Annotated in this window: 9 protein-coding genes; 8 read left to right on the top strand and 1 reads right to left on the bottom strand. The window is 68.2% G+C overall.

Features of this window, described 5'->3' with window-relative positions; all coding sequences use genetic code 11:
- The first annotated feature begins 94 nt into the window (after positions 1-94).
- Positions 95-514, top strand: coding sequence for a PPC domain-containing DNA-binding protein (locus tag B4V04_RS14995; RefSeq protein WP_498232530.1), 420 nt, complete (start codon positions 95-97; stop codon positions 512-514).
- A 16-nt stretch (positions 515-530) separates the two neighbouring features.
- On the top strand, positions 531-5,639 hold the full coding sequence (polC, locus tag B4V04_RS14990) for a DNA polymerase II large subunit (protein ID WP_498232529.1): 5,109 nt from the start codon (positions 531-533) through the stop codon (positions 5,637-5,639).
- A 261-nt stretch (positions 5,640-5,900) separates the two neighbouring features.
- Here the strand turns inward: polC and B4V04_RS14985 are convergent, their stop codons facing one another.
- Positions 5,901-6,545: a bifunctional 4-hydroxy-2-oxoglutarate aldolase/2-dehydro-3-deoxy-phosphogluconate aldolase gene (locus tag B4V04_RS14985; protein ID WP_498232528.1), complete on the bottom strand. Its 645-nt coding sequence runs from the start codon at positions 6,543-6,545 to the stop codon at positions 5,901-5,903.
- A gap of 243 nt (positions 6,546-6,788) precedes the next feature.
- Here B4V04_RS14985 and B4V04_RS14980 point away from each other — a divergent pair, with 243 nt between their 5' ends.
- The 6 genes from B4V04_RS14980 to rpsJ all read left to right on the top strand — a co-directional run bounded on the left by B4V04_RS14980 (position 6,789) and on the right by rpsJ (position 12,696).
- Positions 6,789-8,978, top strand: coding sequence for an elongation factor EF-2 (locus B4V04_RS14980; RefSeq protein WP_144799980.1), 2,190 nt, complete (start codon positions 6,789-6,791; stop codon positions 8,976-8,978).
- 180 nt (positions 8,979-9,158) lie between these two features.
- Positions 9,159-9,341, top strand: coding sequence for a hypothetical protein (locus B4V04_RS14975; protein WP_498232527.1), 183 nt, complete (start codon positions 9,159-9,161; stop codon positions 9,339-9,341).
- The gene (locus B4V04_RS14970) at positions 9,338-9,946 is read left to right on the top strand and encodes an amino acid-binding protein (protein ID WP_498232526.1); all 609 of its coding nucleotides are present in this window, start codon (positions 9,338-9,340) and stop codon (positions 9,944-9,946) included. The genes B4V04_RS14975 and B4V04_RS14970 overlap by 4 nt, the downstream gene beginning before the upstream one ends.
- On the top strand, positions 9,943-10,929 hold the full coding sequence (locus B4V04_RS14965; RefSeq protein WP_498232525.1) for a homoserine dehydrogenase: 987 nt from the start codon (positions 9,943-9,945) through the stop codon (positions 10,927-10,929). The genes B4V04_RS14970 and B4V04_RS14965 overlap by 4 nt, the downstream gene beginning before the upstream one ends.
- A 189-nt stretch (positions 10,930-11,118) precedes the next feature.
- Positions 11,119-12,384, top strand: a complete 1,266-nt coding sequence (tuf, locus tag B4V04_RS14960) for a translation elongation factor EF-1 subunit alpha (RefSeq protein WP_498232524.1) — start codon at positions 11,119-11,121, stop codon at positions 12,382-12,384.
- A 3-nt stretch (positions 12,385-12,387) separates the two neighbouring features.
- On the top strand, positions 12,388-12,696 hold the full coding sequence (gene rpsJ, locus B4V04_RS14955) for a 30S ribosomal protein S10 (protein WP_004048854.1): 309 nt from the start codon (positions 12,388-12,390) through the stop codon (positions 12,694-12,696).
- Positions 12,697-12,745: the final 49 nt, after the last annotated feature.

Raw genomic sequence — 12,745 nt, 5'->3', positions numbered from 1 at the left:
GTAAACTAGATGCCGCTATATTAATTCTGTCAAAGGCCGGTCGCGCTCACCGCGACTGAAGCCTTTTTGCCCCCGGCCACCGTGGACGGTTCCTATGCACCACCGGGAAGTCGAGACGACGGCGGAGTACGTGGCTCGATTCGAGACCGGCACCGACTGGCGCGAGGAGATCGAGGACCTCGCCCGCGCGGAGGACGTTGAGGCGGGCTGGTTCACGGCGCTCGGCGCCGTGCAGGACGCGGACGTCTGGTTCTACGACCAGGAGGACACCGAGTACCAGTCGGTGACCTTCGACGAGCCGCTGGAGGTCGCCGCCTGCGTCGGCAACGTCTCGCTGCTCGACGGCGAGGTGTTCGCGCACACCCACGCCGTGCTGTCGCGGCCGAGCGGACAGGCGCTCGCCGGCCACCTCGACTCCGGGACCGTCTGGGCGGGCGAGTGTCACCTGCGCGCGTTCGACGAGCCGCTGGAGCGGTCGCACGACCCGACGACCGACCTCGACTTATGGCTGTGAGGCGGCTCTCGCGGCGATGAGGCCGGACGACGAGCGCTACTTCGCCCGGATCGAAGACCGGCTCGACGAGGCGTTGGAGCTCGCGGAGACGGCGAAGGGGCAGGGGTACGACCCGGAGCCGGAGGTCGAGATCCCCGTCGCCCGCGACATGGCCGACCGGGTCGAGAACATCCTCGGCATCGACGGCGTCGCGGAGCGCGTCCGCGAGCTGGAGGGGGAGATGTCCCGCGAGGAGGCGGCCTTAGAGCTCGTCACCGACTTCGTCGAGGGGACCGTCGGCGACTACGACTCCCGCGCCGGGAAGGTCGAGGGCGCGGTCCGGACCGCGGTCGCCCTGCTCACTGAGGGCGTCGTCGCCGCGCCGATCGAAGGGATCGACCGCGTCGAACTGCTGGAGAACGACGACGGCACCGAGTTCGTCAACGTCTACTACGCGGGTCCGATCCGGTCGGCGGGGGGGACCGCGCAGGCGCTCTCCGTCCTCGTCGCCGACTACGCCCGGTCGCTGCTGGGCATCGACGAGTACAAGCCGCGCGACGTGGAGGTCGAGCGCTACGCCGAGGAGATCGCCCTCTACGACAAGGAGACCGGACTCCAGTACACGCCGAAGGACAAGGAGTCGAAGTTCATCGCGGAGCACATCCCCATCATGCTCGACGGGGAGGCGACGAGCGACGAGGAGGTCTCCGGGTTCCGCGACCTCGAACGCGTCGACACCAACTCCGCGCGCGGCGGGATGTGCCTCGTCGCCGCCGAGGGGATCGCGCTGAAGGCGCCGAAGATACAGCGGTACACCCGCGATCTCGACGAGGTCGACTGGCCGTGGCTCCAGGACCTGATCGACGGGACGATCGGGAAGGACGGCTCCGGCGAGAGCGACGCGGCGGGGTCGGACGGCGAGTCGCCGGACTCGGCGGACGGCTCGGGGAGCGACGCGAGCGAGGCCGAGGTCGACGAGAGCGAGTCCGAGTCCGGGGCGGACGAGCCCGACGGCCCGCCCCGCGCGAAGCCCTCCCAGAAGTTCCTCCGCGACCTGATCGCGGGCCGGCCCGTGTTCACCCACCCGAGCGAGGCGGGCGGGTTCCGGCTCCGGTACGGTCGCGCGCGCAACCACGGGTTCGCGACCGGCGGCGTCCACCCGGCGACGATGCACCTCGTCGACGACTTCCTCGCGGCCGGCACGCAGATCAAGACGGAGCGGCCGGGGAAGGCCCACGGGGTCGTCCCCGTCGACTCCATCGAGGGGCCGACGGTCCGGCTCGCCAACGGCGAGGTCCGGCGCATCGACGATCCGGAGGAGGCGAAGGCGGTGCGCAACGGCGTGGAGAAGGTGCTCGACTTAGGCGAGTACCTCGTCAACTACGGCGAGTTCGTCGAGAACAACCACCCGCTCGCGCCCGCCTCCTACGTGTACGAGTGGTGGGTGAAGGAGTTCGCCGACGCCGGCGCCGACGTGCAGGCGATGCGGGACGACCCCCACGTCGACCTCGAACGCCCCGACGTCGACGAGGCGCTCGCGTGGGCGCGCGAGTACGAGTGCCCGCTCCACCCCGAGTACACCTACCTCTGGCACGACGTGTCGGTCGGGGCGTTCGAGGCCCTCGCCGGCGCGGTCGCCGCCGGCGACGTGGTCGAGGGCGTCCTCGCGATCGAGCGCACCGAGACGACGCAAACGGCCTTGGAGGCGCTGCTGGTCGAGCACACCGCCACGCCCGACGCGCTCCGGATCCCCACGTGGCGCCCGCTCGCGCGGTCGCTCGGGGTCGATGACGGCCTCCGGAAGACGTGGGACGAGGGCGACCTCTCGGCGGCGGCCCGCGAGTGGGACGGCGGCGAGAACGCCGTGAAGGCCGTCAACGAGGTCGCGCCGTTCGAGGTCCGCGAGCGCGCGCCGACCCGGATCGGCAACCGAATGGGCCGGCCCGAGAAGTCGGAGAGCCGCGACCTCTCCCCGGCGGTCCACACCCTGTTCCCGATCAACGAGGCCGGCGGCCCCCAGCGCGACGTCGCCGAGGCCGCGAGCGTGATGGACGACTCGGGCCACCGCGGTCGGCTGGAGCTCCAGGTCTCGGACCGGCTCTGTCCCGAGTGCGACGAGCACACCTACACAGCCAGGTGCCCCGACTGCGAGGTCCACACCGAGCCCCACTACGAGTGTAACGACTGCGGCACCGTCTGCGAGCCCGACGAGGCCGGCCGCGTCGAGTGCCCGCGCTGCGAGTGGGAGGTGCGGGCGGCGACGTACCAGGAGGTCGACCTCAACGACGCGTACCGCTCCGCGCTGGCGAACGTCGGCGAGCGCGAGGCGTCCTTCGAGATCCTGAAGGGGGTCCAGGGGCTCACCTCGCGGAACAAGACGCCCGAGCCGATGGAGAAAGGCATCCTCCGCGCGAAGAACGGCGTCACGTCGTTCAAGGACGGCACCGTCCGGTACGACATGACGGACCTCCCGGTCACGTCGGTCCGGCCCGAGGAGCTCGACGTCACTGCCGACCACCTCCGCGAGATCGGCTACGAGACCGACATCGACGGCGAGCCGCTGCGCCACGACGACCAGCTCGTGGAGCTCCGGGTGCAGGACATCGTCCTCTCGGACGGCGCCGCCGAGCACATGCTGCGAACCGCCGACTTCGTCGACGACCTCCTCGAGCAGTTCTACGGGCTCCCCCGCTTCTACGAGGTGAACGAGCGCGACGACCTCGTCGGCGAGCTCGTCTTCGGGATGGCGCCCCACACGAGCGCGGCAACTGTCGGTAGAGTGGTAGGATTTACGTCGGCCGCGGTAGGGTACGCTCATCCGTACTTTCACGCCGCCAAGCGTCGGAACTGCTTCCATCCGGAGACGAAGATATGGTTCGAGGACGAGACGGGTAGCCTCCGACACGACGGGATCGAGGACTTCGTCGAGACGTACCTCGATCAGTCCGAGGTCGAGTTCGACGACTTCGGGACGGCGATAGGCGAACTGGAAGGCGTCGACGGAGACCTCCGGGTACCGGCGTTGACTGCTGGCGGAGAACGGGTGTTCAGACCGATCGAAGCGGTTAGCAAACATCCCGCTCCCGATCACATGATAGAGGTCCGCACGGAATCCGGGCGGTGCATAACGGTTACGCCGGATCACGGCGTTCACGTCTACGACTCGGGGCATGACGAGATCGTCAGCAAAGACGCCGGAGACGTCGACACCACCGACGAACTGGTCGTCCCTGATTCGATCGAGCGCGACGAAGCCGATCAGAAGTCACAGCGATTCGATCTACTAGCCGAATTGATTCAATCAGAGGAGGTTCCGACCGACCGCCTGATGATCAAGGGGTTGGAAAAAGACCGGCTGTACGAGCTGTTCGAGGAGACGTTCGCAGACGACTGGGACGGGAGATTCTATCCGCTCCAGAGCATGACCGAGGTGTTCGGGACCAACAAAAAGACGCTGAGCAACTACCTGTACCGGGAAAGCTTCCCCGTGTCGTATATCGAGCGATGCTTCTCCTCGCTCGATGATCTCCTCGCGTTCGTCCCCGACGACGTGACGCTCGGGATGAAACGGGACCGAACCGAAATCGATCGATTCGTCGAGCTCAACGACCGCGTCGCGACGTTGCTCGGCTACTACGCCGCGGAGGGGTTCGCTCGCGAACAGGACACCCCAAAGGGGACGATCCACCAGACGACGATATGTGGGACCGAATCGGAGGCGCGGGAGTTCTTCCTCGACGTTCTGCGCGACGAGTTCGGGGTTGACCCCTACGAGGAGAACCACGCGAAGGTGACCGTGTCCGGCCGTCTGCTCCGCGTTTTCTTCGATTCGGTTCTCGATGCCGGGGTTCACGCGGACACGAAACGCGTTCCCGCTCCCATATTCGATGCGCCTGATGAGAGTGTCGGCGCGTATCTGAGCGGATACTTCAGCGGTGACGGCACTATCGATGCGGAATCGCTCCGTATCACGGCGACGACGGTAAGCGAGGAACTCCGGGAAGACCTGCTTGCACTTCTCAGGCGACTTGGCGTTCACGCGACCGTCGCTCGACCGGAACGCGTTCGACTTCACGACAAGTTCCCCGAGTTTTACGACGAAAACGACGCGAGCCTGACCGCACAGGCGTACGTCATCTCTGTCTCTTCGGACGACGCGGTGCGTTTCTCCGAGACCGCCGGATTCCACCTCTCTCGAAAGTCCGATCAGTTGGAGACGAACGTCTCGTCGATCGACCCGTACGCCTCCGCGGTTTCGGACGGGGGAGTCGGCGATTATCTCGTAGAGAGTGTCGACGACGTCGAGATCGTCGAGAGCGATACCGACCACGTCTACTGTCTCACCGTTGAGGACACTCACTCGCTGATAGCGAACGATCTGTCGGTCGATCAGTGCGACGGCGACGAGGATTGCGTGATGCTCCTCATGGACGGACTCCTCAACTTCTCGAAAGAATTTCTCCCCGACCAACGCGGCGGGCGCATGGACGCGCCCCTCGTGATGTCCTCGCGGATCGACCCCTCGGAGATCGACGACGAGGCGCACAACATGGACATCGTGCGCGAGTACCCGCGCGAGTTCTACGAGGCGACGCTGGATCTGACGGACCCGGAGGAGCTGGAGGACCGCATCCAGCTCGGCGAGGACACGCTCGGGACCGACGGGGAGTACCACGGGTTCGACCACACCCACGACACGACCGACATCGCGATGGGGCCGGACCTCTCGGCGTACAAGACGCTCGGCGACATGATGGAGAAGATGGACGCGCAGCTGGAGCTGGCCCGGAAGATCCGCGCGGTCGACGAGACGGACGTGGCCGAGCGCGTCATCGAGTACCACTTCCTGCCGGACATCATCGGGAACCTCCGGGCGTTCTCGCGGCAGGAGACGCGGTGTCTCGACTGCGGCGAGAAGTACCGCCGGATGCCGCTCTCGGGGGACTGCCGCGAGTGCGGCGGGCGGGTGAACCTCACCGTCCACCAGGGGTCGGTGAACAAGTACGTCGACACGGCGATCGAGGTCGCCGACCGGTTCGGCTGTCGGCCCTACACGAAACAGCGGCTGAAGGTGTTAGAGGAGTCGCTCGAATCGATCTTCGAGGACGACACCAACAAGCAGTCCGGCATCGCCGACTTCATGTGAGGCGTCACGGCCGCGGCACGCGTGCCGTCGCGGCGCGGGACGCGACGGGGCGACGGGGCGACCGGTCCCGCCGGGAAGGGGGATTCCCGGCGGCGGACCGGGGGATAGGTTCCGACAGGGGTCTCGGGATGACTTCCAGACGGGTGTGCCTCTCACAGAGCGGGCTGGAAGTCACCTCAGGCTTGCGCACTCGCACGCTTGTTTATGTGGCATGGTATGGCATGGGATTATACCGGGACCGTCACGGCACCGGTCGTTCCCTCAGCCGTCGGTCCGCGCCTCCTCGACGACCCGCGTGAACTCGCGGGCGGTCTCGGTGATCGCCTCGTAGTCACCGCGGTCGGCGGCGTCGTAGTCGACGAGGGCGCCGCCGGCGCCGACCGCGAACGCGCCGGCCTCGACGTAGTCGCCGGCGTTGTCGGGACCGACGCCGCCGGTCGGCATCATCGGGATCTGACCGAGCGGACCCTTCATCGCCCCGAGGTGAGCCGGGCCGACGGTCTTCGCGGGGAACACCTTCACGAAGTCGGCGCCGGCCTCGTAGCCGCGGATCGCCTCCGTCGGAGTCATCACGCCGGGCGCGGTGACGGCGCCGTAGCGGTTGCACGTCTCGATCACGTCCTCGTGGAGGCTCGGCGAGACGACGAACTCCGCGCCGGCCATCAGGGTCGTCCGGGCGGTCTCGCTGTCGAGGACGGTGCCGGTGCCGACGACGACCTCGTCGCCGAACGACCCCGTCACCTCTCCGAGCTTCCCGGCGACGTCGGGTGTGTCCGCGGTGATCTCGACGGCGGTGACCCCGCCCTCGCGGAGCGCCTCCGTGATCTCGATGAGCTGGTCGGCCTCGACCCCGCGCAGCACCGCGACGACGCCGGTGTCGGCGAGCCGTGAGAGCGTCTCGTTCATACGCCTCCGTTTCCGACGATCGCTTAAATAGACCCGGATGCACGCGGAGGGCGCTCGTCCGTGTCAGATTCGCCCGTGATCTCTCACCGTCCGTGTCAGAGCCGACCGTGACATCCCCGCTCATGACTCCCCGATCGTGCGACCGATCGACACGAAATCACCGGCGATCGGGGTCGATCCCCGGGGAAACGGCCGCGGAGAAACACTACCCTTTTGACCCTGCTATCGGTAACAAGCGGTATAATGGGCCGACGCAAGAAGATCGTTCAAGAGTGCGAGCGGCTGATGGACACTCCGGAGAACATCCGGAACATCGCCATCGCCGCCCACGTCGACCACGGGAAGACGACGCTCTCCGACAACCTGCTGGCCGGTGCCGGCATGATCTCCCAGGACACCGCGGGCGAGCAGCTCGCGATGGACACGAAGGAGGACGAACAGGAGCGTGGCATCACCATCGACGCGGCGAACGTCTCGATGACCCACGAGTACGAGGACACCAACCACCTCGTCAACCTCATCGACACCCCGGGTCACGTGGACTTCGGGGGCGACGTCACCCGCGCGATGCGCGCGGTCGACGGCGCGCTGGTGGTCGTCGACGCCGTCGAGGGCGCGATGCCTCAGACCGAGACGGTGCTCCGGCAGGCGCTCCGCGAGGGCGTGAAGCCGGCGCTGTTCATCAACAAGGTCGACCGCCTCATCTCCGAGCTGCAGGAGGGCCCCCAGGAGATGCAGGAGCGGCTGATGTCCGTCATCGCCGACGTCAACGAGCTCATCCGCGGGATGGCCGAGAACATGGACGACATCCCCGAGGACTGGACTGTCTCCGTCGAGGACGGCACGGTCGGGTTCGGCTCCGCGCTGTACAAGTGGGGCGTCTCCATGCCGTCGATGCAGCGGACCGGCATGGACTTCGGCGACATCATGGACCTCGAACAGAACGACAAGCGCGACGAGCTCCACGAGCGGACGCCGCTGTCGGACGTCGTGCTCGACATGGTCTGCGAGCACTTCCCGAACCCGGTCGACGCCCAGCCCCGCCGCGTCCCGCGCATCTGGCGCGGCGACCCCGAGTCCGACCTGGCCGACACGATGCGACTGGTCGACGAGGACGGCGAGGTCGTCTTCATGGTCACCGACATCTCGATGGACCCGCACGCGGGCGAGATCGCGACGGGCCGCGTCTTCTCCGGCACGCTGGAGAAGGGCCAGGAGCTGTACGTCTCCGGCACCGCGGGCAAGAACCGCATCCAGAGCGTCGGCCTCTTCATGGGGTCGGAGCGCGAGGAGGTGGAGCACGTCCCGGCCGGTAACATCGCCTCGGTCACCGGCCTCCGTGACGCCATCGCCGGCTCCACCGTCTCCTCCGTGGAGATGACGCCGTTCGAGTCGATCGAGCACATCTCCGAGCCGGTCATCACGAAGTCCGTCGAGGCCCAGAACATGGACGACCTGCCGAAGCTCATCGAGACGCTCCAGCAGGTCGCGAAGGAGGACCCGACGATCCAGATCGAGATCAACGAGGACACGGGCGAGCACCTCATCAGCGGGCAGGGCGAGCTCCACCTCGAAGTGATCACCCAGCGGATCCGCGACAACCAGGGGATCCCGGTCATCACCGGCGAGCCGATCGTCGTCTTCCGCGAACAGCCCCAGGAGGCGTCCCGCGAGGTCGAGGGCGTCTCGCCGAACCGCCACAACAAGTTCTACATCACCGTCCAGCCGATGTCCCAGGACATCGTCGACGCCATCCAGCTCGGCGAGGTCTCGATGGACATGCCCGAACTGGAGCGCCGCGAGGCGCTCCAGGAGGCCGGCATGGACAAGGACACCTCCCAGAACGTCGAGGACATCCACCGGACCAACATCCTCATCGACGACACGAAGGGGATTCAGCACCTCAACGAGACGATGGAGCTCGTCCTCGAAGGGCTCCAGGAGGCGCTCGACGACGGGCCGCTCGCCGCCGAGCCGGTCCAGGGGTCGCTGTTCCGCCTGCACGACGCGAAGCTCCACGAGGACACCATCCACCGCGGGCCCGCGCAGGTCATCCCCGCCGTCCGCGACGCGGTCCACCGCGCGCTGATCGACGGCGAGGTCCGCCTGCTCGAGCCGATTCAGGACGTCCGGATCGACGTCCCCTCGGAGCACATGGGCGCGGCGTCCGGCGAGATCCAGGGTCGCCGCGGCCGCGTCGACGACATGTACCAGGAGGGCGACCTGATGGTCGTCGAAGGCATCGCGCCCGTCGAGGAGATGATCGGCTTCTCCTCCGACATCCGCTCGGCCACCGAGGGCCGCGCCTCGTGGAACACGGAGAACGCGGGCTTCCGCGTCCTCGTCGACAACCTCCAGCGCGAGAAGATCATGGAGATCCGCGAGCGCAAGGGGATGAAGCTCGAACTGCCGCAGTCGATCGACTACTTCTGAGTCGACGACGCGGTCCGCGGTCGCGGCTTTCTGCGGTTTAGCGTCTCTCCTTCCACGCGTCCGATTCCGGCTCCGTCGGTCCCCTTCCCGTCACCCGTGCCGTGAGTTCACACGGACGGGAGCGAGGCAACGCCTGCCATCGCCGAAGGCTTATACCGGATCCCCCGACTCCTTTCGGGTATGCAGACGGGCACGACTCCCGCTCGGCGCATCGCGACGGAGCCAGCAAGCGACCGCTCCGCGCCGCCGACAGGACCGTGCCGGACGGCGACCGCGGCGCCGACCGCGACCTCGCCGACGGCGGCCGTCGGTGTCGACCCGGCCTCTGTCGATCCCGCGCGTCCCGCGGAGGTGGCGGCGTGAGCGACGCCCACGACGGCGTCGACGGCCGGTCCGACGACGACGCCAGCCCCGACGACGACGACGCCACCCCGGACGGCGGCCACGCCTCGACGACGCCCTCGACGCACACGGTGCGGCTCGAGCTCGTCGACGAGCCGGGGCAGCTGCTCGCCGCGCTCCGGCCGATCGCCGACAACGGCGGGAACCTCCTCTCTATCTACCACGAGCGGGGGAACAAGACGCCCCGCGGGCGGATCCCGGTCGAGGTCGACTTCGAGGCGACCCAGGAGCGCTTCGAGGGGATCGTCGAGGCGCTCCGGACCGAGGGCGTGAACGTGATGCAGGCCGGGACGGAGCGGTACGCCGAGGAGGTGACGCTGCTCTTATTCGGCCACCTCATCGACACCGACCTCTCCGACACGCTCTCGCGGATCGAGGCCTGCGCGTCGGCGTCGGTCGCCGACGTGTCGCTGGCGGCGCCGCAGGGCACCGAGGACGTGTCGAGCGCCCGGCTCCGCCTGGAGGCCCGCGCCGGCGAGACCGAGGCCGCGCTCGCGGCGGTCCGGGAGCTGGCCGAGGAGAAGGAGCTGCGCCTCGTCGAGCCGCTCACGGGGGTGGAGGCGTGAGACTCGCCGTCATCGGTGCGGGCGCCGTCGGCCGCTCCGTCGTCGAGCTCGCGGGCGAGTACGGCCACGAGGTCGTCGCGGTCGCGGACTCCTCGACGGCGGCCGTCGCTGACGGGGTGGGCGGTCGGAACGACGGCGTCGACCCCGACGCGGTTGTGGCCCGGAAGGCCGAGCGCGGGATCGTCGGCGACGACGACCCCGCGGACGCGCTGGCGGCCGACTACGACGTCCTCGTCGAGGCGACGCCGACGACGCTGGGCGACGCGGAGCCCGGCTTCTCGCACGTGACTCGCGCGCTGGAGCGCGACCGCCACGCCGTGCTCGCGAACAAGGGGCCGGTCGCGGAGCGGTTCGGCGACCTCCGGCGGGCCGTCGACGACAGCGCCGGCGAGATCCGGTTCGAGGCCACCGTCGGAGGCGCCATTCCGGCGGTCTCGACCGTCGAGGACATCGAGCCGGGGCACGTCACGGCGGTGCGCGGCGTGCTCAACGGCACGGCGAACTTCATCCTCACGCGGATGGCCGCCGAGGGGCTCGACTACGAGCACGTGCTCGCGGAGGCGCAGGACCTCGGCGTCGCCGAGGCCGACCCCTCCTTCGACGTCGAGGGGACCGACGCGGCGCTGAAGTGCGTCATCCTCGCGAACGTGCTCTCGTTCGGCGCGGCCGACGACCCGGCCGACGCCCGGGAGTTCACGCTCGACGACGCCGACGTGGCGGGGATCCGCGACGTGCCCGGCTCGGCGCTCCGGCTCGCCGCCGAGGACGGCCGGACGGTCCGGCTCATCGGCGAGGCGACCGGCGAGACGGTCCGGGTCGCCCCGCGGCTCGTCCCCGAGAACGGGACGCTCGCGGTCTCCGGGACGCAGAACATCGTCCAGATCGAGACCTCGCACGCCGGGCGGCTCAACATCTCGGGACGCGGCGCCGGCGGCCCGGAGACCGCGAGCGCGGTGCTCGGCGACGTCGGGCGGCTGGAGTAGCCGGCACGGCGACGCTCTCGGTGCGGCGGATCTCTCGGGTCGCCGCGGGGCTCTGTGTGTCGCGCTGTCGTGCCCCTCGTTGTCGAGAATCGCCCGACTGCGGCGCGATACTCTGTGGTCCGTATCGAAACCGTTTTAGTGGAATCAACCGAAACTTACTCACAGAGCGCCTTAGCGCGTGATTACCCCATGAGTGACAAACCGCACCAGAACCTGGCCATTATCGGCCACGTCGACCACGGCAAGAGCACGCTCGTGGGTCGCCTCCTCTTCGAGACGGGGAGCGTCCCCGAGCACGTAATCGAGCAGCACCGCGAGGAAGCCGAAGAGAAGGGCAAGGGCGGCTTCGAGTTCGCCTACGTGATGGACAACCTCGCCGAGGAGCGCGAGCGCGGCGTCACGATCGACATCGCCCACCAGGAGTTCGACACGGACAACTACTACTTCACCATCGTCGACTGCCCGGGCCACCGTGACTTCGTGAAGAACATGATCACGGGCGCCTCGCAGGCCGACAACGCGGTGCTCGTCGTCGCGGCCGACGACGGCGTCGCGCCCCAGACCCGAGAGCACGTGTTCCTGGCCCGCACGCTGGGCATCAACGAGCTCATCATCGGCGTCAACAAGATGGACCTGGTCGACTACCAGGAGTCCACCTACGACGAGGTCATCGAGGAGGTCAAGAACCTGCTCAACCAGGTCCGCTTCGCGACCGACGACACGACCTTCGTGCCGATCTCCGCGTTCGAGGGCGACAACGTCGCCGAGGCGTCCGACAACACGCCTTGGTACGACGGCCCCACCCTGCTGGAGTCGCTCAACGACCTGCCGGAGTCCGAGCCGCCGACGGACGCGCCGCTCCGACTCCCCATCCAGGACGTCTACACCATCTCCGGCATCGGGACCGTCCCCGTGGGACGCGTCGAGACCGGGATCCTCAACACCGGCGACAACGTCTCCTTCCAGCCGTCCGACGTGGGCGGCGAAGTGAAGACGGTCGAGATGCACCACGAGGAAGTGCCCAAGGCCGAGCCCGGTGACAACGTCGGGTTCAACGTCCGCGGCATCGGCAAGGACGACATCCGTCGCGGCGACGTCTGTGGCCCCGCCGACGACCCGCCGAGCGTCGCCGAGACGTTCAAGGCGCAGGTCGTCGTCATGCAGCACCCGTCGGTCATCACGGCCGGGTACACGCCCGTCTTCCACGCCCACACGGCGCAGGTCGCCTGTACGATCGAGTCGATCGACCAGAAGATCGACCCGTCGTCCGGCGAGGTCGCCGAGGAGAACCCGGACTTCATCAAGTCCGGCGACGCCGCGGTCGTCACCGTGCGCCCCCAGAAACCGCTCAGCATCGAGCCGTCCGGCGAGATCCCGGAACTCGGCAGCTTCGCCATCCGCGACATGGGTCAGACCATCGCGGCCGGCAAGGTGCTCGAAGTCAACGAGCGATAATCGATGCAGCAGGCACGCGTCCGCCTCGCCGGCACGAGCCCCGAGGACCTCGACGACATCTGCGACGACGTCCGCGAGATCGCGGACTCGACGGGGGTCGCCCTGTCGGGCCCGATCCCGCTGCCGACGAAGACGCTCGAGATCCCGTCGCGAAAGTCCCCGGACGGTGAGGGGACGGCGACGTGGGAGCACTGGGAGATGCGCGTCCACAAGCGTCTGATCGACATCGACGCCGACGAGCGCGCGCTCCGCCAGCTCATGCGCGTCCAAGTGCCGAACGACGTCAGCATCGAGATCGTTCTCGAAGACTAAGCGCTAGGGCGTATTTCGCTCTCTCCGTATTTTCCACCGTCGCCAGCGG

It is taken from the genome of Halorubrum sp. B52 (genome assembly GCF_059752555.1).
Note: the sequence above shows the minus strand (reverse complement) of the source record. Positions and strands in the feature narration are given on the sequence as shown.